Source organism: Paracoccus ravus (assembly GCF_004522175.1).
GTDB lineage: Bacteria > Pseudomonadota > Alphaproteobacteria > Rhodobacterales > Rhodobacteraceae > Paracoccus > Paracoccus ravus.
Genome location: NZ_SDEB01000004.1, coordinates 1 through 25,264, shown reverse-complemented (window position 1 = coordinate 25,264; position 25,264 = coordinate 1). Strand labels below are relative to the sequence as shown.

At 64.6% G+C, this 25,264-nt stretch carries 20 protein-coding genes and 1 pseudogene; 8 read left to right on the top strand and 13 right to left on the bottom strand.

What is annotated here, in order from left to right:
• Window positions 1–140: 140 nt before the first annotated feature.
• Window positions 141–1,439, bottom strand: a complete 1,299-nt coding sequence (locus tag ESZ60_RS04565; RefSeq protein WP_134679244.1) for an MFS transporter — start codon at window positions 1,437–1,439, stop codon at window positions 141–143.
• A gap of 234 nt (window positions 1,440–1,673) precedes the next feature.
• Entirely contained in the window at window positions 1,674–3,647 is a 1,974-nt protein-coding gene (locus ESZ60_RS04560) for a bifunctional 2',3'-cyclic-nucleotide 2'-phosphodiesterase/3'-nucleotidase (protein ID WP_134679423.1), read from the bottom strand.
• A 139-nt stretch (window positions 3,648–3,786) separates the two neighbouring features.
• Between ESZ60_RS04560 and ESZ60_RS04555 the strand changes: the two genes are divergently transcribed.
• The 5 genes from ESZ60_RS04555 to ESZ60_RS04535 all read left to right on the top strand — a co-directional run bounded on the left by ESZ60_RS04555 (window position 3,787) and on the right by ESZ60_RS04535 (window position 13,166).
• Entirely contained in the window at window positions 3,787–5,046 is a 1,260-nt protein-coding gene (locus tag ESZ60_RS04555; RefSeq protein ID WP_134679422.1) for an Hsp70 family protein, read from the top strand.
• Between the two features lie 103 nt (window positions 5,047–5,149).
• On the top strand, window positions 5,150–6,316 hold the full coding sequence (locus ESZ60_RS04550; protein WP_425331303.1) for an AI-2E family transporter: 1,167 nt from the start codon (window positions 5,150–5,152) through the stop codon (window positions 6,314–6,316).
• Between the two features lie 123 nt (window positions 6,317–6,439).
• The gene (locus ESZ60_RS04545) at window positions 6,440–9,766 is read left to right on the top strand and encodes a transglutaminase family protein (RefSeq protein ID WP_134679242.1); all 3,327 of its coding nucleotides are present in this window, start codon (window positions 6,440–6,442) and stop codon (window positions 9,764–9,766) included.
• Between the two features lie 8 nt (window positions 9,767–9,774).
• On the top strand, window positions 9,775–12,180 hold the full coding sequence (locus ESZ60_RS04540) for a circularly permuted type 2 ATP-grasp protein (RefSeq protein WP_245155575.1): 2,406 nt from the start codon (window positions 9,775–9,777) through the stop codon (window positions 12,178–12,180).
• Window positions 12,177–13,166: a transglutaminase family protein gene (locus ESZ60_RS04535; protein WP_134679241.1), complete on the top strand. Its 990-nt coding sequence runs from the start codon at window positions 12,177–12,179 to the stop codon at window positions 13,164–13,166. The genes ESZ60_RS04540 and ESZ60_RS04535 overlap by 4 nt, the downstream gene beginning before the upstream one ends.
• A gap of 39 nt (window positions 13,167–13,205) precedes the next feature.
• Here ESZ60_RS04535 and hflC read toward each other — a convergent pair whose 3' ends face one another.
• Genes hflC through rpiA form a run of 4 tightly spaced genes read right to left on the bottom strand, consistent with a single transcriptional unit; the run spans window position 13,206 to window position 17,688 of the window.
• Window positions 13,206–14,300 (bottom strand): protease modulator HflC, encoded by a 1,095-nt coding sequence (gene hflC, locus ESZ60_RS04530; RefSeq protein WP_134679240.1) that lies wholly within the window; start codon window positions 14,298–14,300, stop codon window positions 13,206–13,208.
• Complete coding sequence (hflK, locus tag ESZ60_RS04525; protein ID WP_134679239.1) at window positions 14,300–15,505, bottom strand: FtsH protease activity modulator HflK; 1,206 nt, start codon at window positions 15,503–15,505, stop codon at window positions 14,300–14,302. The genes hflC and hflK overlap by 1 nt, the downstream gene beginning before the upstream one ends.
• Before the next feature lie 60 nt (window positions 15,506–15,565).
• Window positions 15,566–16,966: a glutathione-disulfide reductase gene (gene gorA, locus ESZ60_RS04520; protein WP_134679238.1), complete on the bottom strand. Its 1,401-nt coding sequence runs from the start codon at window positions 16,964–16,966 to the stop codon at window positions 15,566–15,568.
• On the bottom strand, window positions 16,963–17,688 hold the full coding sequence (rpiA, locus tag ESZ60_RS04515) for a ribose-5-phosphate isomerase RpiA (RefSeq protein ID WP_134679237.1): 726 nt from the start codon (window positions 17,686–17,688) through the stop codon (window positions 16,963–16,965). The genes gorA and rpiA overlap by 4 nt, the downstream gene beginning before the upstream one ends.
• A 173-nt stretch (window positions 17,689–17,861) precedes the next feature.
• Here rpiA and ESZ60_RS04510 point away from each other — a divergent pair, with 173 nt between their 5' ends.
• The 3 genes from ESZ60_RS04510 to ESZ60_RS04500 are packed head-to-tail and all read left to right on the top strand — an operon-like array spanning window position 17,862 to window position 19,965.
• Window positions 17,862–19,004, top strand: a complete 1,143-nt coding sequence (locus ESZ60_RS04510) for a bifunctional 2-C-methyl-D-erythritol 4-phosphate cytidylyltransferase/2-C-methyl-D-erythritol 2,4-cyclodiphosphate synthase (protein WP_134679236.1) — start codon at window positions 17,862–17,864, stop codon at window positions 19,002–19,004.
• 2 nt (window positions 19,005–19,006) lie between these two features.
• Window positions 19,007–19,498 carry a phosphatidylglycerophosphatase A family protein gene (locus tag ESZ60_RS04505; protein ID WP_134679235.1) on the top strand — a complete coding sequence of 164 codons (492 nt, stop codon included), beginning with the start codon at window positions 19,007–19,009 and terminating at the stop codon, window positions 19,496–19,498.
• Window positions 19,495–19,965 carry a CinA family protein gene (locus ESZ60_RS04500; protein WP_134679234.1) on the top strand — a complete coding sequence of 157 codons (471 nt, stop codon included), beginning with the start codon at window positions 19,495–19,497 and terminating at the stop codon, window positions 19,963–19,965. Before ESZ60_RS04505 ends, ESZ60_RS04500 begins: the two co-directional genes overlap by 4 nt.
• Here ESZ60_RS04500 and ESZ60_RS04495 read toward each other — a convergent pair.
• From ESZ60_RS04495 to ESZ60_RS04465, 7 genes and pseudogenes are all read right to left on the bottom strand, one after another.
• Window positions 19,962–20,999 (bottom strand): threonine aldolase family protein, encoded by a 1,038-nt coding sequence (locus tag ESZ60_RS04495; protein ID WP_134679233.1) that lies wholly within the window; start codon window positions 20,997–20,999, stop codon window positions 19,962–19,964. The two genes, ESZ60_RS04500 and ESZ60_RS04495, sit on opposite strands and share 4 nt — an antisense overlap.
• The gene (locus ESZ60_RS04490) at window positions 20,996–21,436 is read right to left on the bottom strand and encodes a YcgN family cysteine cluster protein (protein ID WP_134679232.1); all 441 of its coding nucleotides are present in this window, start codon (window positions 21,434–21,436) and stop codon (window positions 20,996–20,998) included. The genes ESZ60_RS04495 and ESZ60_RS04490 overlap by 4 nt, the downstream gene beginning before the upstream one ends.
• Window positions 21,436–22,365, bottom strand: a complete 930-nt coding sequence (locus tag ESZ60_RS04485; protein WP_134679231.1) for a bifunctional riboflavin kinase/FAD synthetase — start codon at window positions 22,363–22,365, stop codon at window positions 21,436–21,438. The genes ESZ60_RS04490 and ESZ60_RS04485 overlap by 1 nt, the downstream gene beginning before the upstream one ends.
• 32 nt (window positions 22,366–22,397) lie before the next feature.
• Window positions 22,398–22,841, bottom strand: a pseudogene (locus ESZ60_RS04480) (MaoC family dehydratase).
• Window positions 22,842–22,946: 105 nt separating this feature from the next.
• The gene (locus ESZ60_RS04475; RefSeq protein ID WP_134679230.1) at window positions 22,947–23,816 is read right to left on the bottom strand and encodes a TIGR01459 family HAD-type hydrolase; all 870 of its coding nucleotides are present in this window, start codon (window positions 23,814–23,816) and stop codon (window positions 22,947–22,949) included.
• 12 nt (window positions 23,817–23,828) lie between these two features.
• Window positions 23,829–24,749, bottom strand: coding sequence for a manganese-dependent inorganic pyrophosphatase (locus tag ESZ60_RS04470; protein WP_134679229.1), 921 nt, complete (start codon window positions 24,747–24,749; stop codon window positions 23,829–23,831).
• 211 nt (window positions 24,750–24,960) lie between these two features.
• The coding region (locus ESZ60_RS04465) for a transposase (protein WP_167620062.1) at window positions 24,961–25,264 on the bottom strand (304 nt) is incomplete at its 5' end.

The window sequence follows — 25,264 nt, the reverse complement described above, 5'->3', positions numbered from 1 at the left end:
GTCAGAAACGCGGCTCTTCTCATCGCCGCGCCGCCGCAAGTCGGGCTATTCATGCATATTGCACGACTCATGATCCCGGAAGAGGCGGCACGAGAAAAGCCGCAGCCAGAGCGGCTGCGGCTTTCCGGATTGGGGCGGGATCAGACCTCGTCCTTGCCCGAGGCAAGGATGCAGAGCAATGTCACCGCAGCCGCAAAGAGCATGTAATAGCCGACATGGGTCAGGCCATAGTTCTTTTGCAGCCAGGTCGCCGCATAGGGCGCGAGCGAGGCGCCGAAGATGCCCGCGAAATTGAAGGTGATCGACGAGCCGGTATAGCGCACCTGCGTCGGGAAGGGCGCAGCCAGCGCCGCCCCGATCACGCCATAGGTCAACCCCATCAGGAACATGCCGATGGTGACAAAGCCGTAAAGCGCGGCGTCGCTGCCGCTCATCAAGGGCGCGAGCAGGAACGAGAAGCCCGCGATGAGCACCGTCACCACGATCAGGAATGGACGGCGGCCCACGCGATCCGCGATCTTGCCCGCGATCGGGATGGCGATGCCAAAGACCACCGAGCCAAAGATCTGCAATCGCAGCGCATCAAGGAAGGCCATCTGACGGACCTTGACGTTGAAGGACAAAAGCCAGGCCGAGCAGATATAGAACAGCACGAAGGTGACCAGCGCGACAAACGTGCCGAGGAACAGGCTGCGCTTGTGATTGCGGAAGACCTCGACCACAGGAACGGCGGCGCGCTTGTCCTTTTTGACGGCTTCGGCGAATTCAGGCGTCTCGGTGATCGAGAGCCGCACCCAGAGCCCCAGCGCGATCAACAGGATCGAGGCCAGGAAAGGCAGACGCCAACCCCAGGCCAGCAGGTCCTCTTGCGACATGAAATGCAGCAGGACCCAGAAGAACCCCGAGGACAGGAACAGCCCGACCGGCGCGCCCAGTTGCGGGAACATGCCGTACCAACTGCGCTTGCCTTCCGGCGCGTTCTCGGTCGCGAGCAGCACCGCGCCGCCCCATTCTCCGCCCAGGCCGAAACCCTGACCAAAGCGGCAAAGCGCCAGCAGCGCCGGCGCGGCAACGCCGATCTGTGCATAGGTCGGCAGAAGCCCGATGATCACGGTCGAAATGCCCATGGTCAGCAGCGCGGCCACCAGTGTCGCCTTGCGGCCGACCCGGTCTCCGAAATGGCCGAATACGATGGCGCCGAAAGGACGCGCGAAGAAGGCAATCGAGAAGGTCGCAAAAGAGGCAAGCAGCGCCGTGGTCGGATCGCTGGCCGGGAAGAAGAGCGCCGGAAAAACAAGCACGGCCGCCGTGGCATAGACGTAGAAGTCGAAGAATTCGATCGTCGTGCCGATCAGGCTGGCGAGCAGCACCTGCGCGGGCGAATTGACACGCGCAGCTCCGCGCACCGCAGCGGGCGCGCCGATGGATTGGTCAGTCATTTATACTATTCCGCATTTACGAGGGGTAGTGCGGCCATCGCGGAGAAGGCGCACTGGGCGCGCATAGCGGATGAGCGGCGCGATGAAAATACCGCTCCGCTCGCAAAATTGCTTTTGCATGGCAGGCTTGCGCAAGAAGATGAGCTAAACCCTATATAGGTCAGCAATTATTCCATATTTTTCGCTTGTGCAAGAGGAAATCCGATCGCTCTTGCAGATAGCCGCCATGCCCGCCTAGAGCGTCAGGCGATATTGCGCAAAGCCGCCTTCTGCTGGGCCGATCTCGTCGATGGCAAGGCCGCGCGCGCGCAAAAGCGGCAGGTAGTCCCGCGCCTTGGGGCCGGTCTCGAAGAGCGCGGTCGCGCCCTCAATCGGAGCAAAGCGCCAATTGGCATCCGCCGAGGGCGAAATGACCCTCTGATCCACGATATAGCGCACCAGCAGGTCGCGATTGGTATCGGGCGCGGCAAGGATCACGGTCGAGCCATCCGCCCCCGGAAAGGTCCCGCCCCCCGAGGCGCGGTAATTGTTGGTGGCGATCAGGAATTCCTGCGCCGGGTCGATCGGCTTTCCGTCATATTGCAGATCCCTGATCCGGTTCGCCTCGGGGTCCAGAAGCTCGCCCTCGGCCGCGCCATATTTCGACGGCTGGGTCAGGTCGATCAGATAGCTCACCCCGTCGATCACGTCGAAATTGTAAGAGCGGAAATCCGCATTCAGCAGCGGCGCGTCCTGCGCACCCGGCGCGATGCGGTTGAACTGTCCGGCGGACCGTTCGAGCCAATCCTTAACCTCGGCCCCGGTCACCTTCACCACCTGCAAGGTGTTCGGATAAAGATAAAGATCGGCCACGTTCTTGATCGCGACCGGACCTTTCGGCACGTCGGTATAATAGTCCGGACCGCCCCTGCCCCCTGCCTTGAAGGGCGCGGCGGCGGAAAGCAGCGGCAGCGCCTCATGCGGCGTGCCCTTGAGCAGCTGACGCGCATACCAACTCTGCGCCAGCGAGACGATCTGCACCGAAGGGTCATCGGCCACTTGCGCGAAATAGCTGAAGAGCGGGGCATCGGTCTGGCCGACCTCGGCACGGACATAGTCCAGCGTCGCCTCGTGCCCGGCCTTGGCGGCGGCCAAAGCGGGCGCATAATCCTGAACCAGCGGCTCGATCCTGCGATCTTCGCCGCGCTGCGCGATCGGCCGCGCCTCGCTGAGCGCATCGACGACGCGCCAGCCGCCTCCATCATGTTCCAAAAGCAGGTCGATCAGCCCCATATGCGATCCCCAGAACCCGGCCATGACCGCCGGCACGCCCTTGATCCGACCGGTCGTCGGGTCCAGCCCATCGCCCGTGAAATCCTCGGATGGCCAGACCGCATGGGCATGGCCCATGACGATGGCATCGATCCCCTCGACCTCGGCGAGGTAATAGCACGCATTTTCCATCCCCGGCGCGACGGGATCGAGCGACAGGCCCGAATGCGCAAGGGCCATGACGATATCGGCCCCCTGGCGGCGCAGTTCGGGGACCCAGGCGCGCGCCGTCTCGACGATGTCGCGGGTCGCATATCCGGCCGCCAGATGGGTCGCGTCCCATTGCATGATCTGGGGCGGCACAAAGCCGATCACGCCGATGCGGATTGGACGTTTCTTGCCCGCCCCATCGGTCAATTCGCGCTCAAGAAGGACAAAGGGCTGGAAGACATGGACATCATCTTCGGGCTTTGCCCCCAAACGACGCGCGAAATTCGCGCAAACCAAGGGGCGCGTCGTGGTTTTGCTGGCAAGTTCAAGGAACTCCATCCCGTAGTTGAACTCGTGATTGCCGATTGCTCCGGCGTCATATTCCAGCGTGTTCATCGCCGCGATGACCGGATGGGTGTCTCCGGACCGCATGCCTTTCTCATAGGCCATGTAATCGCCCAAAGGATTGCCCTGGAGGTAATCGCCATTATCCACAAGGATCGTGTTCCCGGCCTCGGCACGGACCTGTTCGATCAGGCTTGCGCTGCGCGACAGGCCCACCGCATCGCTCGGTCTGTCGGCGTAATAGTCATAGGGATAGACGTGGCAATGCAGGTCCGTCGTCGACAGGATGCGCAGATGCGCCTGCCCGGACTGTGCCCGCGCGGCAAAGGGATGCAGGACGACCGTACCGGCCATCGCGGCGGTGCTGGCAATGAAGCGGCGACGGGACAGGGGCAAGGCGATCTCTCCTGCAAGGCCGGAATGGCGCGTGACGAGCCTCACCGATCGCCCGCCTTGGGTCAAATGGCAAGAAGCGGTTGCCCTTGTGCAGGGCGCGCTTTGCCGCTATCAGCCTCGGCTTTTCGCGGGAAAGGGACAGGACATGACCGAGAGCGTGCTCGCCATCGATTTCGGGACCTCGAACAGCGCGGCCGCGACCCTGCGAGATGGCCGGGTGCATCGCATCCCGATCGAGGACGGGGCCGATACCCTGCCCACTGCGGTTTTCTTTCCGGCGCGCGGGGGGGCGATGCGCATCGGCGCCGCCGCCGCAGACGACCTGATCGAAGGCAATGAAGGGCGCTACATGCGCGCCCTGAAAAGCGTGCTGGGGACCTCGCTGGTCCATGAAAAACGCCTGATCGGCGGCAAGCGCCGCAGCATCGCCGAGATCGTCGCGGAATTCCTGCGCGAAGTGAAACGCCGGGCCGAGGCGGCGACCGGGCAGCGCTTTAACCGCGTCCTGTCCGGAAGGCCCGTGCATTTCCACAGCAATCACGCCGAGCGCGACAGCCAGGCCGAGGCTGATCTGCGCGCCTGCTATCTGGCGGCCGGTTTCACCGAGGTCGAGTTCCTCGTCGAGCCCGAGGCCGCCGCTCTGGCCTCGCATGGTCTGGGTCGCGCGGGAGGGCTGGGTCTGATCGTCGATATCGGCGGGGGCACCTCGGATTTCTCGGTCTTTCGCAGCGGCCCGACCGGCGCGCAGATTCTGGCCAATCACGGCATCCGGCTGGGCGGCACGGATTTCGACCATGCCGTCTCGATGAGCCATGCCATGCCCGCTCTGGGCCATGGCGGCAGCCTGCGCCGCGAGATGGGCGAGGGCCTGCTGCCGGTCCCCAATGCCGTCTTTTCGGAACTGGCGACCTGGGCGCGCATCCCCTTTCTCTACACGCCCGAGACGCGGCGCATGGCACAGGACATGGCAAGGCTCGCCACCGACCGCGCCGCGCTGTCGCGGCTCGTCGCCGTGCTCGACGAGGAACTGGGCCATGAACTGGCCTTTGCGGTGGAACGCGGCAAGATCGCCGCGAATGGCGGCAGCGATGCGGCGGGCATCCAGATGGGCTTTATCGAGCCCGGCCTTGGCGTCGCGATCACGCCCGCCTCGCTGCAAGACGCGTTGACCCAGTATCAGAATGACCTCTCACTGGCCGCGCGCGAGACGCTGGACATGGCCGGGGTCGCGCAGGATGAGATCGCGAGCGTCATTCTGGTCGGCGGCTCCAGCCTGATGGATCTGGTCGGCCACGCGGCCCGGGCGCTGTGTCCGAATGCCGAATTGCGCCGTTCCGAGGCCTTTACCGCCGTCGTCGATGGCCTGGCGCTTGCGACCGCCCGCGAGGCCTTGCACGGGGCTTGACGCCACGCATTTGACTCGATTCCTGCGGCCTTGTGACCATTCCCTGCTTGCAGCGGGGTGGGATCTGTTATGATGTGACCCCGCGCAGACCGGAATTGGAATGATGACGACCGCCGAGGCCCCCCCGGAAAAGACCGGAAAATCAACGCTGCATATCCGCGCGACGGGCCTGCGCCCGCATCGCCAGCCGCTTCTGACGAATATTTCGGCGGCGCGATGGCTGCTTTTGGGCATCGTGCTTGCCTCGGTCTATTTCTTCCACGGGTTTCTGGTCCCGGTGCTTGCGGCGGTCGTGATCGCGCTGGCAAGCTGGCCCCTGCGTGAGCGGGGCGTGCATCAGCTTGGGCTGGGCCGGACGATGACGGCGGCGGCCATGGTGCTGATCCTCGTCTGCTTCCTTGTGATCCCGATCGCCATGGCGCTGCTATATGCCTTTCGCGAACTCAAGGACTGGATCAACTGGGCGATCTTCGTGAATGCCTCGGGGGCGCCGACACCCGACTGGATGTTGAACCTGCCCCAGATCGGCCCCTGGCTCGATGAGCAATGGCGCAGCTATATCGGCCATCCCGGCGGTATCAGCGAGATCGTGCAGGCGATATCCGGCTCGAATATCGGCACGATCTATCGCGGCGCGCTGACGGCGGGCTCGCTGGCCTTCCATCTCGCGCTGACGTTGCTTTTCATGCTGATCACGCTGTTCGTCCTTTACCGCGACGGAGACCGCATGGTGGCGCAGCTCGACCGGGTCGGCGCGCGCATCCTGCCCGATCGCTGGGACCGGCTGTCGCGCGTCGTGCCTGCCACGATCAGTTCGACCGTGACCGGCATGACCCTGATCGCCATTGGCGAGGGGGTGATCCTTGGCTCTGCCTATTGGATCGCGGGCGTGCCTTCGCCGGTGACATTCGGGGTGATCACCGGGTTCATGGCGCTGATCCCCGGCGGCGCTCCGCTGTGCTTCACCCTGGTCTCGGTCTATCTGGTGGCGAGCGGCTCGCCGATTGCGGGGATCGCGCTCTTTGTCTGGGGCACCTGCGAACTTTTCGTCGTGGACAAGACGATCAGGCCGCTTCTCGTCGGCGGACCCGTCAAGCTGCCCTTCCTGCCGACCTTTTTCGGGCTGGTGGGCGGGGTCAAGACATTGGGCATCGTGGGGCTTTTCGTCGGCCCCGTCCTGATGGCGCTGCTGGTTTCGATCTGGCGGGAATGGCAACGCGAGATCTCCGAGGACGAGATCCGGGCCACGACACCAGCCCGCCCGGAATGAACCCGTTCTTGCTGAAATTTTAGGCAAGATTGCCCGGTCGGCCCGTTCCGAGCCGGGCAGCCGTTCCCAATCGCAATGCCGCGCTGTTAGCAATTCCAAAGGCAACAGGAAGCGGGACGGACCATGTCGATCAAGGCCAGCATCTATCACCTGACCCATTACAAATACGACAAGCCCGTCATTCTCGGCCCCCAGATCATCCGCCTGCGCCCTGCGCCCTATTCGCGCACCCGCGTGATCTCGCATGCGCTGAAGGTCAGCCCCGGCGGGCATTTCGTAAACCACCAGCTTGACCCGTTCGGCAATTGGCTCGCCCGTTTCGTCTTTCCCGAGCCGGTGCGCGAATTGAAGATCGAGGTCGATCTGGTCGCGGACATGACCGTCTATAATCCTTTCGATTTCTTCACCGAGGACAGCGCCGAGTTCTGGCCCTTCACCTATCCCGAGGACCTCGTCGAGGATCTCGCGATCTATCGCCAGCCCGAGCCTGCGGGGCCGGGCCTGCAAAAGCTTCTGGACAGCATCCCCCGCGAGAAGAGCCGCACCACCGATTTCATCGTCTGGCTGAATGCCCGCATCTCGCAACTGGTGAACTACACCATCCGCCTTGAGCCCGGCGTGCAGAGCCCCGAAGAGACCTTGACCCTCGCCAGCGGCTCGTGCCGCGATTCAAGCTGGCTTCTGGTGCAGGTCTTGCGCCATCTGGGTTTTGCCGCGCGGTTTGTCTCGGGCTATCTGATCCAGCTGAAGCCGGATCTCGAGGCGCTGGACGGGCCTTCGGGCACGGATCACGACTTCACCGACCTTCACGCATGGGCGGAAGTCTATATCCCCGGCGCGGGCTGGATCGGGCTGGACCCGACCTCGGGGCTCTTGACCGGGGAAAGCCATATCCCGCTGGCCGCGACCCCGCATTACCGCAATGCCGCGCCGATCAGCGGCGGCTATTCCGGCATCGCGAAGACCGAGTTCGACTTCGACATGCAGATCCGCCGCGTGGCCGAGCATCCGCGCATCACCAAGCCTTTCAGCGACGACGCGTGGGACGACCTGAACGCGCTTGGCCAAAAGGTCGATGCGGCATTGCAGGTAGGCGATGTGCGTCTGACCATGGGCGGCGAGCCGACCTTCGTGTCGATCGACGATTTCGAAAGCGCCGAGTGGAACACCGCCGCCGTCGGCCCGCAGAAACGCGCGCTCGCCGATACGCTGATCCGCCGCCTGCGCAGCCGCTTCGCGCCGGGCGGCTTCCTGCATTACGGTCAGGGCAAATGGTATCCGGGCGAGAGCCTGCCGCGCTGGACCTTCTCGCTTTACTGGCGGCGCGACGGCCAGCCGGTCTGGCAGAACCCCGACCTGATCGCCGCCGAGGGCGTGGACCAGCACGCGACCCCCCTGCAATCGCAGGAACTTTTGCGCGAGATCGCCGGGGAATTGGGCGTGCCGCAGCAGAATGTCATGCCCGCCTATGAGGACCCCGCCGAATGGCTGGTCAAGGAAGCGAACCTGCCCGAAAACGTCACCCCCGAGAATTCCAAGCTCAAGGACCCCGAGGAACGCCACCGCCTCGCCACCGTCTTCAATCGCGGCCTGACCGAGCCGGTCGGCTTCGTCCTGCCGGTGCAGCCCTGGCAGGGTCGCGCGGGCAAGCGGAAATGGCATTCCGAGCGCTGGCGGCTGCGGCGCGGGCAGATGTTCCTCGTGCCGGGCGACAGCGCGGTCGGCTACCGCCTGCCGCTGACCGGCCTGCCCCATCTGACCGAGGGGCAATATCCCTATGTCAATCCGATGGACCCGACCATCGACCGCCCCGACCTACCACCCCCCGGAGAGATCGAGCCGACGCGGAAATCGCAGCCCATGGCGAGCTTTGTTCCGGCAAGCCCCGCGCAGCCCCAGCAAGCCCAGAGCCCGGTCGAGATAGACGGCTTCGTCCGCACCGCCCTGTCGGTCGAGCCGCGCGACGGGCGGCTTTGCGTCTTCATGCCTCCGGTGACGATGCTGGAAGACTATCTCGACCTCCTGCATGCCGCCGAGGCCGCCGCTTTGCGCCTGGGGCTGAAAATCCACATCGAGGGCTATGCCCCGCCGCATGACCCGCGTCTGAACGTGATCCGCGTCGCCCCCGATCCCGGCGTGATCGAGGTGAATATCCACCCCGCCCGGAACTGGCAGGATTGCGTCGATATCACCACGGCGGTTTACGAGGAGGCCCGCCAGTCCCGTCTTGGCGCGGACAAATTCATGATCGACGGCAAGCATACCGGCACGGGCGGCGGCAACCATATCGTCATCGGCGGCCAGACCACGATGGACAGCCCCTTCCTGCGCCGGCCCGACCTGCTGGCGAGCCTGATCCTGCATTGGAACCGGCATCCCTCGCTGAGCTACCTCTTTTCGGGCCTGTTCATCGGCCCGACCTCCCAGGCCCCGCGTATCGACGAGGCCCGCCATGACGCGCTTTACGAGTTGGAGATCGCGCTGGCCCAGATCCCCGCGCCCGGCGAAGGCATGCCACCCCAGCCTTGGCTGGTCGATCGCCTGCTGCGCAATATGCTGACCGATGTGACCGGCAATACCCATCGCGCCGAGATCTGCATCGACAAGCTTTACTCCCCCGACGGCCCGACCGGGCGGCTCGGGCTGATCGAGTTCCGCGGCTTCGAGATGCCGCCCGATGCCCGCATGAGCCTGGCCCAACAGCTTTTGATCCGGGCGCTGATCGCGCGCTTCTGGGCCAGTCCCGCAAAGGGCGAACTCAGCCGTTGGGGCACGATGCTGCATGACCGCTTCATGCTGCCGCATTACCTGTGGCAGGATTTCCGCGACGTGCTGGCCGATCTGCGGAGCCACGGCTTCGATCTGAGCGAGGAATGGTTCGAGGCCAGCCGCGAGTTCCGCTTCCCCTTCTGCGGCGAGGTCGAATATGAGGGCGCGCATCTCGAACTGCGCCAGGCCCTCGAACCTTGGCATGTCCTTGGCGAAACCGGCGCGATCGGCGGCACGGTGCGCTATACCGATAGTTCCACCGAGAGGTTGCAGGTCAAGCTGACCACCGCGGAACCCTCCCGTTACCAGCTGCTTTGCAATGGCCGCCGCGTGCCGCTGCATTCCGTCGGCACGGGCGAGGCCGTGGCGGGCGTGCGCTTCAAGGCATGGCAGCCCGCATCCGCGATCCACCCGGTGCTGCGTGTCGATGCACCGCTGACCTTCGACATCTGGGACACCTGGTCGGGCCGCTCGCTGGGCGGTTGTACCTATCACGTCGCCCATCCCGGCGGGCGGAATTACGACACTTTCCCGGTCAATGGCAACGAGGCCGAGGCCCGCCGCCTCGCCCGTTTCCAGCCCAATGGCCACACCACCGGCCACGCCTTCCGGCCACAGTCCGAGCGAATCTCGCCGGAATTTCCCATGACGCTTGACCTGCGCCGCCCCATGGGCCTGTGATTCCAGGCATGGAACCCGCCGGAACCGAGACTTTCGCCAACCCGCCCCGGCGTGCCGTGCTGGGCATGGACAGCTATGCGCGCCTGCCCGGCGTTCCCGACGAGATGCTGGACCCGGACGGACGCATCCGCCCCCTCTGGCTGCCGCTTCTTGAACATCTTCAATCTCTCGAACCGGACAAGCTGATCCGTGCGCTTGGACGCGCCAGCCAGTATCTGCGCGATTCGGGCGTGTTTTACCGGCAATACGGCGGCGGCACATCCATCGAGCGGCCCTGGCCGCTGAGCCATCTTCCGGTCCTCATGTCCGAGACGGATTGGGAGGCAATCAGCGCCGGGCTGATTCAGCGTGCCGAATTGCTGGAAATGGTGATGGCCGATCTCTATGGCCCGAACCGTCTGGTGGCCGAGGGGCATCTGCCGCCATCGCTGGTGGCGGGCAATCCGCAATGGCTGCGCCCGGTCGTCGGCATTCCCCCCCGCATGGGGCATTATCTGCATTTCATCGCCTTCGAGATCGGACGCGGTCCACAGGGGAAATGGTGGGTGCTGTCGGACCGGACGCAGGCGCCATCAGGGGCGGGCTATGCGCTTGAGAACCGTGTCGCCACCTCGCGCGCCTTTGCAGATCTTTATGCCGCGCAGAATGTGCATCGCCTTGCCGGTTTCTTTCGTGATTTCCGCGACCACCTGATCGCCGCGCGCGAGGATCGCGACGCCCGGATCGCCATCCTCTCCCCCGGTCCCTGGAACGAGACCTATTTCGAACAGGCATGGATTGCGCGCTATCTGGGATTTCTCTTGGTCCAGGGCGACGATCTCGTGGTCGAGAACGACCACCTGATGGTGCGCACCATCTCCGGCCTTCGCCCCGTGGACCTGCTCTGGCGGCGGATGGACGGGGATTATGTCGATCCGCTGGAACTGAACCCGGCCTCGCGGATCGGCACCCCCGGCATGGTCTCGGCGCTGCGCAGCGGCGGGCTGACCATGCTCAACGCGCTGGGTTCGGGCGCGCTTGAGCCGCGCGCCATGATGGCCTTCATGCCCAAGCTTTCACCGGTGCTGACCGGGCAGCCGCTTGCCATGCCGAATATCGCCACCTGGTGGCTTGGCGGCGCGGATGAGCGGCGCGAGGTTCTGGCCCGCCCCGAGCGCATGGCGCTGAGCCGCGCGCTGGACATGGGCCTGCCATTTGACAGCGACGCGCCGCCGCTTCTTGCCGGGGGGATGCAGCCAGATGCCCTGGCGAATCTGCTGGCACGCGCGGGTGCAGCGCTTGTCGCGCAGGAAACCGTGAGCCTTTCCACGACGCCCGCCCTGATCGACGGGCGCATCGTGCCCCGCCCCTTCAGCCTGCGGGTCTTTCTGGCCCGCACCGCCGATGGCTGGCAGGTCATGCCCGGCGGCTTCGCGCGGATCGGCGCGACCGAGGACCCGACCGCGCTGGCCATGCAGCGCGGCGGGGCGGCCGCCGATGTCTGGATCGTCAGCGAAACCGAGGTCCCGGCCGTCACCATGGCCCCCGCGCATCGCGGCCCCTATCGTCGTAGCGCGCCCGCCACCCTGCCCTCGCGCGCCGCCGACAACCTGTTCTGGATGGGTCGCTACGTCGAGCGGACCGAACAGATCACCCGCATCCTGCGCGCCCGTCATATCCGCGAGGCCGAAAGCGGGCGCGGCGCGGAGCCGCTCCAGCTCGCCCTGGACGCGCTTCTGGAGGATTACGGCGTGACGCCGGATCACCCGATCCCGCAGGGCCTGATCGACACGCTTTCGGCTGCCGTGGCCAGCGCGGGGCAGGTTCGCGACCGTTTCTCGACCGATGGGTGGTCGGCCTTGGCTGATCTGGAAAAGACCGCCAAGCTGCTCGCAGGCCGGGTCAGGTCCGGAGATGACGCGGCACGCGGCCTTTCGGCGATCCTGCGCAAACTCGCCGGCTTTTCGGGTCTCGTCCACGAAAACATGTATCGCGTGGAGGGGTGGCGTTTCCTGACGCTCGGCCGCCTGCATGAGCGGGCCCTCGGCACCACCGCCAGCGTCGCCGCGCTCACGGGTCCGGATGCGCCTCATGGCGGCTTGGATCTTTGCGTCGAACTGGGCGACAGCGTGATGATCCACCGTCAGCGCTTTGCCATTGCGACCACGCGCGAGACGGTGATCGACCTGCTTCTGCTCGATCCGATGAACCCGCGTTCGCTGCGCTACCAACTGGACCAGATGTTCGGACAGGTCACCGAATTACCCGGCGGGGTCATGCATGGCGAATATTCCGCCCTCGCCCGCGCCGTGCTGCGCTGTCGCACCGAGATCGCGACCGGGAGTCCCGAAACCCTCGACAGCCTCCAGCTTTCGGCGCTGACCGAGAATATTTCCGCCCTGTCCGAGCTATTGACCGAAGGCTATCTGCGATGACCGCCTATCGGATGCAGATCGCCTTTCGTTATGACTTCGAGCGGCCGACAGGGGCCGGGCGGCAGCTTTTCCGGATCCTGCCCGCGACGATTCCGGGCACGCAATCCGTCCAGAGCGCCAGCATCCGCATCGATCCCGACCCGGTCGAGACACGCGAATTCGTGGATTTCTTTGGCACGCGGGTGATCGAACTGGTGATGCCAGCCGGGATTTCCGACCTGGAACTGATCCTCGAGGCGGATGTGCAACGCCTCGCGCATGGCATCGGGCTGGATATTTCGGCACCGCTCAAGCGGCTTGCGACCGAGATTGCAGGCCATCGCGGCCTTGACGCCCGCTCGCCGCATCATTTCCTTGCCGCGACGCCCCGCATCCCCACCACTCCCGAGATCGCGGATTTTGCGGCAAAAGCCAGCCATGGGGCGGCGACCGCTCGCGAAGCCCTCGAACGCATCGGCCTTGCGCTGCATCGCGAGATGACATTCGACGCCAAGGCCACGGATGTGAACACCCCGCCGGAGGAAGCCTTCCGGCTCGGGCGCGGGGTCTGCCAGGACTTTGCCCAGATCATGGTCTCGGGCCTGCGCAGCCTGGGGATTCCGGCGGCCTATGTCGGGGGCTATCTGCGCACCCTGCCCCCGCCCGGCCAGCCTCGGCTGGTGGGCGCAGATGCCAGCCATGCCTGGGTCCGGGCCTGGTGTGGGGCCGATGCCGGATGGATAGATTACGACCCGACCAATGCCTGTTTCGCGCTGGGTGACCATATCGATATCGGCTTTGGTCGCGATTACGACGATGTCGCCCCGGTCACCGGGATGATGCGACTGGATGGCGGCCAGACGGGCACGCATAGCGTCGATATCGAAGAGGCGCCCTTGCAGGTCCAGAGCCAGACACCCTCCTGGATGCCACTGGCGCTTGATCTGGGAGCGAAAGCCCGCGCCAGATCGCGGCGCGAAACCGAGAGCGTGGCCGGGTCGGAATGAAAAAAGGGGCGCAGACCGCGCCCCTTTTCCGTCGGATCCTTACTCGACCGGCGCGGCCGGCACCACGCTTTCCTGCTGCGGCGGCGGGGCGAGCGATTCCGGCAACGGCGTCAGTTTAACCCCGGCATTCTCGCCCAGAGGCTGGCCTTCACGATTGGTCGCCTCGGGTGCGACGGGCTCGTCGGCAGCGGGTTCGGCCGCCGGTTCGGGAGAGGGCTCGGTCGGAGCCGCGGCGGGGGCCGCCGGGACCGGATTTGCCCTGTCCGCGCCGTCATCGCGGAGATAATCGAAAAACTGGCCTTCGGGCTTGATCACCATCGAGCTGTTATCCGCCTTCAGCGAACGCTCGTAGGAGGTCATCGCCCGGGTAAAGGCAAAGAATTCGGGATCGCGGCCAAAGGCCTCGGCATAGATCGCGTTCCGGCGGGCATCCGCCTCACCGCGCACGATCTCGGCCTTCTTGCGGGCCTCCGAGGTCAGCTCGACCACGGTGCGGTCGGCTGCGGCGCGGACGCGCTGCGCGGCCTCGCCACCGCGGGCGATCTCATCGGCGGCCTCGCGTTCGCGCTCGGCGCGCATCCTGGCATAGGTCGCGGTCAGGTTCTGCTCGGGCAGGTCGGTGCGGGTCAGGCGCACGTCTATGACGCGCACGCCCAGATCCTCGGCATTGGCGCGGGCCAGATCGCGGATCTGGTTCATCAGCGGCGTGCGGTCATCCGAAAGCACCGTGGTCGAGGGCACCGAACCCATGACCTGACGGATCGCGTTGGTCACGATATCTGCCAGACGCTGCTGGGCGAACTGGATGCCACCTGCGGCGGTCGCGCGGCGGAACTGCACGACATCGGTGATCTGCCAGCGCGCGAAGGCATCGACGACCAGACGGCGGTCATCGAGCGGCGTGACCTCCATCGGCGGCGTCGGAATGCCGAGGATTCGCGCGTCATAGCGCACGACCTGATCGATGAACGGAACCTTCAGGCCAAGGCCAGGATTTTCGCGCACATCGACGACCTCGCCAAAGCGCATGACCAGCGCCTTTTCACGCACATCGACGATATAGACCGAGGCCATGATCAAAAGCGCCACGACCGCGACAAAGGGCAGAACCAGAATGGAAATTGCACGGTTCATCACTGGTTCCCCCCGCTCGTCGTATTGGCATTCGTGGCGGGCTGGGCACCGCTGCGCAGTTGGTCCAGCGGCAGATAGGGCACGACACCCTGACCGGCTTCGCCATCAAGAATGACCTTGTTCACACCGCCCAGGACTTTCTCCATCGTTTCCAGATACATGCGGCGACGCGTGACGTCCGGTGCCTTGACATACTCGTCATAGACAGAGTTGAAGCGCGCGGCCTCACCCTCGGCGGTGTTCACGGCATCGGCGCGATAGGCTTCCGAGCGTTCGATCACGGCCGCGGCCTCGCCTCGGGCATTGGCGAGCACGCGGTTGGCATAGGCATCGGCCTCTTTTTCAAGACGGTCGCGTTCCTGCTGTGCGGCCTGCACCTCGCGGAAGCTGTCGATAACCTCGCGCGGCGGGTCGGCGCGGTCAAGGTTGACCCGGACCACGTTGATACCGGCCTCATAGGCGTCGAGCGTATTTTGCACGGCAAGCTTCAGATCCTCGCCGATGGTGCCGCGGTCGCGGTTCAGGATCGGCGCGAGTTCCGAGCGCGCCACGATGTCGCGCATCGCGGATTCGGCCACGGCGCGGATCGTGTCTTCGGGATCGGCAAGGTTGAACAGGTATTTCTCGGGGTCCGAGATGTTCCAGACCACCTGATAGGCCATGTCCACGATGTTCTGGTCGCGGGTCAGCATCAGCCCGCTATCCATGGGTCCGGCGCGGCCGGTGCCGATTTCGGTGGTGCGTTCGCTGGATACCGAGACGACCTCGGCGCGCACGACCGGCCAGGGCGCGAAATTCAGGCCCTCTTCGCCGGTGGCGAAGGGACGGCCGAACAGAAGCTCGACCGAGCGTTCTTCAGGATTCACGGTGTATAGGGACATGAAGGCCCAGAAAGCCAACCCGCCCAGAGCGACAAGGCCCCAGCTGCCCTTGGTCATCTGCGGGCCGGCCTGACGGCGCGGGCCATTGCCATTGCCGCGCGGACCGCCGCCACCCTTGCCGCCCATCAACACGCGCAGGCGGTCCTGTCCCTTGCGCATGAGATCCTCGATCTCGTGCATCTGGTCGCCACGGCGCGGGCCGCCGCGCGGGTCCTCACCCTTGTTGCCCCCGGCATTGCCCCAGGGCCTCTGGCCCCCTTGGGGTGGCTCTTTGCCACCCTTGCCGTCATCTCCTCCGCCGCCCCAAGGGCCTTGTCCCGCCATGCCTCTCTTGCCTCGTCTGCTCGTCGTTTCAGGTTCCAATTGGGGCCGAAGGCGCAAAAATCAAGCCGCGCCAACGGTTTTGTCAGGATGCGCCCCACCAATATAGCGGCTTGGCTTGCGCATCGTCACCAGTTCTTCGGCCAAGGTCGGATGCACCGCGATGGCGGCGTCGAAATCGGCCTTGGTCGCACCCATCCCCATCGGGATCGCGATCAACTGGATCATCTCGCCGGCATCGGGACCAAAGATATGGCAGCCGGTGACCTTCCGGGTGCTGGCATCCACCAGAAATTTCATGATCACGCGGATTTCCGAGCCCGCGAAAAGCGAGCGCATTGGTCGAAAGCTGGCCTCCCAGACCTCATGCGGACCTTTGGCCGCCGCCTCTTCTTCGGTCAGACCGATCGAGGCGACTTCATGGGGACGCAGATAGACCGCCGCCCCGACCAGCCGGTGATCGACCTTGCGGGGTTTCGCGCCGAAGATCGTGTCGGCGAAGCTGTGGCCCTCGCGGATCGCGACCGGGGTCAGGTTCACGCGATCGGTGACATCGCCCACCGCGAAGATCGAGGGCACTGCGGTCTGCGACCATTCGTCGACGAGGATTTCGCGGCGCTCGCCCAAGCCGACGCCGATCTCTTCGAGGCCCAATCCGCCCGTATTGGGCACACGTCCCGTCGCAAAGAACACCGCGTCGAAGCTCTCCTGCTTGCCATCGGCGAATTCGACCAGCGTCGCCTCGTCCTGCCGCTCGAGCCGGACGGGGCTCGAATTCAGGCGCAGATCGACGCCGATCAGGCGCAGTTGCTCGGTCGCCTTCTCGCGCATTCCGCCATCAAAGCCGCGCAGCACCGCATCGCCGCGATAGCTCAGGACGGTTTCCGCCCCGATGCCCTGCAGGATGGTGGCGAATTCGCAGGCGATGAAGCCGCCGCCGATGATCAGAGCACGGCCCGGCACTTTCTCCATGAGGAAGAGATCGTCCGAGACCAGTCCCAGTTCCTCGCCCTCGATGCCGGGGCGCTGCGGATGGCCGCCCGTCGCGATCAGGATATGCTTGGAGGTGAAGCGCTGGCCATCGGCCAGCTCGACCGTATGGGCATCGGCGAGACGCGCGCGGCTCTTGTGGATCTCGACATCCGCCGCGACGAGGCCGCCGGTATATGCCCCTTCCAGACGCGTCAGTTCGGCGTCCAGCTTCTGGCGGAACATCGCCCAATCGAAGGGCCCGGCATTTGCCGTGGTCCAGCCATAGCCCCGCGCCTCGGCGGCCATCGCCCCCGCTTGCGAGGCGAAGATCATCAGCTTTTTCGGCACGCAGCCCCGGATGACGCAGGTGCCGCCCATGCGGCTTTCCTCGGCCAAGGCCACTTTCGCGCCATATTCGCTGGCCGCGATCCGGGCGGCGCGCACGCCCCCCGAGCCGCCGCCGATCACGAACAGATCATAGTCGAATGTCATTCCAGATCCTCGCGCCGCAGCTCGACCACCGAGCCGTCGGGGCGGCCAATGATCGCCAGATTGCAGATATTCAGGAAAAGACCATGTTCAACCACTCCGGCAATCGCCGAAAGGCTGGCCGCCAGAGCCGGCGCGTCATGGATCTCGCCCAGATCGAGATCGAGGATGTAATTATTCTCGTCGGTGCGGATGGGCGCGCCGTCCTTCTCGCGCAGGATGATCGGGCGGTCCGCCATGTCGAGATCAGTCAAGGCGCGCTCGATATGGGTGCGGGTCGATTGCCAGCCGAAGGGGATGACCTCGACCGGCAGCTTGAATTTGCCCAGACGCTCGACGACCTTGCCCTGATCGGCGATGACCACCATGCGATCCGAGGCGGTCGCGACGATCTTTTCGCGCAGATGCGCCGCACCGCCGCCCTTGATCAGGCTCAGGTCCGGATCGACCTCGTCGGCGCCGTCGATGGTCAGGTCGAGCCAGCCCAGATCATCCAGTTCATAAACCACGAGGCCAAGGCTGCGCGCCTGATCCGCCGTCGCCTGCGAGGTCGAGGCCAGACGCAGGTCCAGCCCCTCGGCATGGACGCGCTCGGCCAGACGATCGACAAAGACCTTGGCAGTGGACCCGGTGCCGAGGCCCAGTTTCATGCCATTTTCGACCAGCGCCACGGCGGCGCGGGCGGCGGCATCCTTGGAAAGGTCGGTGGTTGCGGGATCGGTCATGGCGGAGGCTCCGAAGCGAATGGTCGACAGGTTATGGCCGCGATGGGCCTTCCCGGTCTTATACGCAGAAACCGACGGCATGGGCCACCGGCGCGCGCGTATAATCTGTGACGCCTTTGGTCGCAGCGCTGGCCGATTGCTTCGCACCGAAGCCTCGCCTAATCATGCGCCCCATGAAGATACCTGACACATATGCCGCCATCATCACCGCCGCGGGCCGGGGCACGCGCGCGGGCGGCGACGTCCCGAAGCAATGGCGCGGCCTTGACGGGCAAAGCGTGATTTCGCGCAGCATTGCGGCATTCGCCGATTTCCCCCATATCGCGGTCACCGTCGCGCCCGAGGACATGTCCCGTGCGATCGGCGAACTGGCCGGACCGGTGGTCTTGGTTGCGGGCGGCGAGACCCGCAGCGCCAGCATCCGCGCCGCGCTCGAAACGCTCGAAGGGCGCGGCATCACACATGTGCTGATCCATGACGGCGCGCGGCCCCTGATCGCCCCCGACGTGATCCATGGCGTGATCGCCGCCCTCGAGGCCGGTGCCGAGGCCGCTGCCCCCGCCCTGCCCGTCACCGATGCGCTCTGGCGCGCCGAGGGCAACCGCGTCACCGGCACCGCCAGCCGCGACGGGCTTTTCCGCGCCCAGACTCCGCAGGGTTTCCGTCTTGACGCGATTTTGGCCGCGCATCGCGCCTATCCCGAGGGAGGCGCCGATGATGTCGAGCTTGCCTTACGCGCCGGGCTTTCCGTCACCGTCACGTCGGGAGACGAGGACAATCTGAAACTGACATGGCCGCAGGATTTCTCGCGCGCCGAACGCATCATGGGGGCCGCGATGGATATTCGCCTTGGAAACGGTTTCGACGTTCATGCTTTCACGGCGGGCGATCATGTCTGGCTTTGCGGCGTGAAGATCGCGCATGACAAGGCGCTTTTGGGCCATTCCGATGCCGATGTCGGCATGCATGCTTTGACCGATGCGATCTATGGCGCTTTGGCGCAGGGCGATATCGGGCGGCATTTCCCACCCTCGGACCCGCAATGGAAAGGCGCGGAAAGCCATATTTTCCTGCGCCACGCGATCGAACTCGCGCGCAGCATGGGCTTCAGCCTGTCCAATGCCGATGTCACGCTGATCTGCGAGCGGCCCAAGGTCGGGCAGCATGCGGGTGCGATGCAATTGCGCCTCTCCGAGATCATGGGCGTCGATCCCGACCGCATCAGCGTCAAGGCCACGACATCCGAGCGGCTCGGCTTCACCGGGCGCGAGGAAGGCATTGCCTCGATCGCCACCGCAACTCTGATCCGGGGGTAAGGATGGAACGCCAGATCGCGACCTTCTTCGGTGTGGGCCTGCTGCGCCCCGCCCCCGGCACTTGGGGCTCGGCGGCGGCGGTCGCGCTGGCCGTCTTGGCCTGCGAGATCGCGACGCCGCTGCTTGTGCCCTTGGGCTTCGTGCTGGCGACGGTGCTGGGCTTCTGGGCCGTGCCGCGCGTCGTGGCAGGCAGCGAAAACAAGGACCCGTCCGAGATCGTCATCGACGAGGTGGCGGGCCAATGGCTCGCCATGTGCTTCACCGTGATCCCGCTTTGGCGGCACGGCGTTTCTATCCTTGACGCTTGGCCCGGTTTTGTCGCGCCCTTCCTGCTGTTTCGGCTTTTCGACATTTGGAAGCCGTGGCTCGTCGGGCGCGCCGACCGTCGCGGCGATGCCAAGGGGGTCATGCTCGACGACCTCTGGGCGGGCTTGTTCGCGGGCGTGGTTTCGGTGATCCTTGCCGGGATCTATCACGGAGTCCTGAAGCTTTGACCCCAGCCGAAGTCCTTGATCTGGCGCGGGCGCGTGGCGTGATGATCGCCACCGCCGAAAGCTGCACCGGAGGGCTGATCATCGGCCATCTGACCGATGTGCCGGGTTCGTCCGCTGTGGTGGATCGGGGCTTCGTGACCTATTCCAATGCCGCCAAGATCGAGATGCTGGGCATCCTGCCCGAGACGCTCAATACTCACGGCGCGGTCAGCGAAGAAATCGCCGCGGAAATGGCCTCGGGCGCGCTTGCCCGCTCACAAGCCGGGATCGCGGTTGCAGTGACGGGGATCGCGGGTCCGGGAGGGTCCGAGCACAAGCCCGAGGGGCGGGTCTGCTTCGGCCTCGCCGATGCCTGGGGCATCCGGACCGAAACCGTGGATTTCGGCGCGCTTGGCCGCGACGCGGTGCGCGCCGCCACGGTCGAACACGCGCTCCACCTGCTCGCGAGCGCCCTGCGCGCGGATTAAGCGATCAGGCTCAGAAAGCGGCTCACATCCTCGTCGCGCGTGGCCCAGCTGGTCACGAGGCGAATGGTGACGTCCTCGCCCGGCAAGGGCGGTTTTTCCTGCCACAAATGATAGGCCGCGCCATGCGATTTGGCCCGCTCATGCGCTATGGCGGGCAAAGTCGCAAAGACTTCATTGGCTTGCACCGGCGCCGCCAGCGTGCCCCCCGCCTTAAGAATTCCCTGCCCGAGTCGCGTCGCCGCGTCATTGGCATGGCGCGCCAGATCGAGCCACAGCCCGCCCTCGGCCAAGGCAAGCATTTGCGCCGCCAGGAAACGCTGCTTCGACCAGACGTGCCCGGCCTGCTTTCTACGATAATCAAACCCCTCGGCATGGGCGGGATTGAAGAAGACCACCGCCTCGGCCCCCATGGCACCGTTCTTGGTGCCGCCAAAGCATAAGGCATCGACGCTTGCCCGGCTGGTCAGATCGGCGGCGCAACAGTCCAGACCCGCCACCGCATTGGCAAAACGCGCGCCGTCCATATGGACGGTCAAGCCCGCCTCATGCGCGATCGCGCTCAGCGCCGCCACTTCGGAGGCATCATAAACCGTCCCCCATTCCGTGGCATTGGTCAGCGAGACCAGGGCATTGCGCCCATCATTCAGGCTGCCCGCCTTGCCAAAGCGGATTGCGTCGGCCAGCGTCTCTGGGGTGAGTTTACCGAACGCGCCCGGCAAGGGGACCAGCTTCGCACCATGCGAATAGAACTCGGGCGCGGCGCATTCGTCACGATGGATATGGGCGCTGTCATGGCAATAGATGCGCCCGAAACTGGGCGAAAGCTGGGCGCAGACCAAGGCATTGGCCCCGGTTCCGGTGGCGACGAAACGCACAACGGCCTCGGGCGCGTCCAAAATCTCGCGATAGGCCTCCTCGGCGCGGGCGGTGATCGGATCGGCCCCATAGGAGCCCATCGCGCCGTCATTGCAATCCGCCAATGCCTTCAGGACTTTCGGGTGAATGCCATGCACATTGTCGGAAGCGAAATTCATGCCAGATCCTCGATGATGTAATCGTCCCAATCGTCCTCGGTCACGGTCAATTCGTTGACCGTGCGACCGCGAATGCTGATCCCGGCCTCATGGACGGATTCCGGATCGCCCGAGATCAGGTAATGCCACGGGTAAAGCGGCTTTCCCTCGGTGCGCAGCCGATAGGCGCAGGTCGCGGGCAACCACCATGCGATCTCTTTGAGCTTCTTCGGCGTCAGCACCACGCAATCGGGCACGAATTGATGCCGGTTCTCGTAATTCGAGCAGCGGCAGCTATCGCCGTCCAGCAGTTTGCAGCTGACACAGGTAAAGGCGATCTCGCCGGTATCCTCATATTCGATCTTGTTCAGGCAGCATTTGCCGCAGCCGTCGCAAAGTGCCTCCCATTCGTCGGGCTTGAGATCCTTGAGGGGCAGTTCACAGAATTTCTTGCGCATCACTTCGCCGCCAAAATCTCGCGCGCTCGGGCACTATCGGCATCCATCTGCGCGATCAGCCCATCGAGGCTGTCAAATTTCATTTCGGGCCGCAAGAATTCGACCAAAGCGACCGAGACATGCTGGCCGTAAAGATCGCCCTTGAAGTCGAAGATATGGGTCTCGAAATTCGGCACCAAGCCGTCAAACATCGGACGGATGCCCAGATTGGCCACGCCCGCGTAACTCCCGCGCTCGGGCCCGGTCAGCACATCGATCAGCACAGCATAGACGCCGAAACGCGGCAGATGCAGGCCGGTAACGGCCATATTCGCGGTCGGATAGCCCAGATCGCGGCCGCGCTTGTCGCCATGCAGCACTTCGCCGTCGATGCGGTGCCAATGGCCCAGCATCCGCTCGGCATCGCGCATCCGGCCCTCGGCCAAGGCAATGCGGATCGCGGTCGAGCTATATTCGTCCTTGCCGTCCCCGATCAGCGGCGCGACGGTCACGCCAAAGCCAAGTTGGTGGCCCAGTTGCGTGAGTGTGTGAACATCGCCCGAACGCTTGCGGCCAAAGCAGAAATCGGCCCCCACGGTGACATGGCGCACGCCCAGCCCCTCGGACAGGACCTCACGGGCGAAATCCTCGGGCGCAAGCCCCGCCAGCACGCTGTCGAAGGGAAGCTCGTAAAGATGCTCGACCCCAAGGCGCGCCAGACGGTTGGCGCGGGATTCCGCATTCATCAGGCGGAAGGCGGGCGCATCGGGTTGGAAATATTCTCGCGGATGCGGCTCAAAGGTGATCACACCCAAAGGCGCCTCCATTGCCGCACGCGCCGCATCGATCACCGAGCGATGGCCCAGATGCACGCCGTCGAAGTTGCCCATAGCAACAGTCGCACCGCGTGCGTCCTGCGGCAGAGCTTTCCAGTCGTGATGGATGCGCAAAGAGGCCCCCGATGGGCCGATCCGCGGCCCGCTCAGTCGAATTTGCGGCTTGGCGCCAACACGAGGGCCTCGCCATTGAGAACGACCGTATCGCCGACGAGGCAGCGGGTTGCAAGGGTCACGCGGCGACGGGAATAGTCGATTGCCTCGACTTTGACCTCGGCGCGGACCAAATCGCCGGGGCGGACGGGGGCCATGAACTTCAGCGTCTGGCCCAGATAGACCGTGCCATGACCGGGCAGTTGCTCGCCAATCACCGCCTAGATCAGGCCAGCGGTCAGCATCCCATGTGCAATACGACCTTCGAAAATGGTGTCGCGAGCGTAAGCCTCATCGAGATGCACGGGGTTTCGGTCGGTCGAGACTTGCGCGAACATCTCGATATCGGCGTCCGTCACCAGCTTTTGCAGGTGGCGGACCATGCCGATTTCGAGATCTTCGATCACGATCGTGCCGCGTGGAAAATTGTCGAGCATCATTCAACGCCTCCGCTTCCCGTCTTGCTGCATAGCAGCACGGGATCAGGCGCGCAACAAAATAACCCAAACAGGCTTATAATTGGTCTGATATTACCGCGCCAATCAGCGCAGCCGGCCAATGCTATAACGCGGCGCGGCACTGCGCAGGGCCAGCCACTCGTTCAGTTTGGCCGCTTGAGGGTTTTCGACATCCGGGCCGAACTGGTCGAAAGCCAGCCCACCGGTGATAAAGAGCGCATCGATCCCTTCGCCGGCGGCGCCCGAAACATCGGTGGCGATCCCATCGCCCACGGCAAGGATGCGCGCATCCGGCCCCAGCCCCAGCTTGCGCTTGGCCAGTTCATAGATCGGGGCATGGGGCTTGCCGAAATAAAGCGAAGTCCCGCCCAGATCCTCATAGAATTCGGCCAGAGCGCCGGCACAGTAAAGCCGGGTTTCACCCAGATCGACGATAATGTCGGGATTGGCGCAAAGCAGCTTGAGGCCCCGTTCTTTGGCCTGCAACAGCCTTGCCCGGTAATCCTCGGGAACCTCGTTCACCTCGTCGAAAAGACCGGTGCAGACGATACCCTCGGCCTGATCCAGCTCGACGCGCTCGATCGCGGGGGCGTCCTGCCATTCCTCAGGGATATCGGCAAAGAAGCCCTCGTCCTTGGGCAGCGAGATCGCCCAGACCTTGCGCCCGACCGCACCGGCGAACATCGCGTCTTGCGCGGCATCGCCCGAGCTTACGATCACGTCCCAAGCGTCGCGCGGCACGTCCATGCGCGTGAGTTGGGCCTCGACATATTTCCAAGGGCGCGGCGCATTGGTCAGCAGCACGACCTTGCCGCCCTTGGTGCGGAAATCTTGCAGAGCGGCGACGGCGGCCGGATAGGCCGCCACGCCATTATGCAGGCAGCCCCACAGGTCGCAGAAAAGCACGTCGTAATCGGCCGAAACCTCGGCCAGCGAATTGATGATCTGCGTCATGGGGCCGTGTCCTTAGATCGCCAGAGCCGGAATGATCTGCTTCTTGCGCGACATGATGCCGGGCAGAACCACGCTGTCGCCGCTGACGCTGGCATTGAAGCTTTTCTCGGCGACCTGCTTCACGAAGTCGTTCGGGACCAGCAGTGTCGCTTCTTCCTTGAGGATATCGACGACGAACAGCAGCACCTCATCGGCACCGTCGGCGGCGGCGACGCCCGGCATGGCGGCCATCAGCGCGGCCTTGCGGTCCAAGACAACCTGCGGCGCGGTGGTTTCCAGAACCGAGACGCGCAGCTGCTTGCCGCCCAATTCGTATTCCTTGCTATCCATGCGCAGAAGGGCCTCTTCCGAGAAGGCCGAGACGTCGGATTTCGCGGCGAACATCTCGCTCGCATAGGCCGGGATCGAGACGCCCAGATCGGCGGCGATCTTCTCGGCGACGAAACGGTCATGCGGGGTGGTGGTCGGGCTGCGGAATTCCAGCGTGTCCGACAGGATGCAAGTCAGCATCGCGCCCTTGATCGCGCGGGGGGCGCGGGCATAGGCCTCTTCGCCCATCAGGTCGAACATGATGGTCGCGGTGCAGGCCAGCGGACGGATGGTGATGTTGATCGGCAGGCGCGTCTTGATGCCGCCAGCCAGCAGGTGGTGGTCGATGATCTCGATGACTTCGGCATCATTGATCGAGGCGGGCAGTTCAGCCGGGTTGTTCGTATCGACGATCACGCATTTGTCGCCGGCGGCAACATCGGCGATGATCTCGGGCATGGCGAGATCCCATTTCGACAGCATCCACGCGGCTTCGGTATTCGGCTCGCCCTGCAGCACGGCAACGGCAGGCTCTTTGCGCACCTCGGACAGATACCAGGCCCAGATGATGGGCGAGCCGGTCGAGTCGGTGTCGGGGGCCTTGTGGCCGAAAACCTTGATCATGGATGATACCTTCAAGAGATCGGAAAAGTCGTGCCTTCATAAGACGGGGCGCGGCGCTTGTCTATCAATGCCGTCCACCGCGACCGCCGCCCGCAAGGGCCGCGAAACCGTCGCTCGTGACAGGAGGGCAACAGGCCGGACCAGCCGCCCGGATCGGAAACGCAGATGCGACGCCCCTCTTGGTCGGGCGCGGCCTAGGGCCCGTGGACATTTATCGGGATGCGATGATGGTCGCGGCGAGATGCCAGTTCGCGGCGTAGCTACAGGCGGTTTTTTCGTAGCGCGTGGCTATGGCTCGGAACTCCTTGATCTTCGCGAAGAAGTTCTCGACCAGATGGCGCCATTTGTAGGCATGTCTATCGTGATCTCGCTGGATTTTTCGGTTCATTTTTGGCGGGATCACAGCGCACGCGCCTCGCGCATCGATCTCTGCGAGCAACCAGTCCGCGTCGAAGGCTTTATCTGCAAGTAGGGCGCCGAAGGCCACGTTCTCGATCAGTGGTGCGACGCCTTTC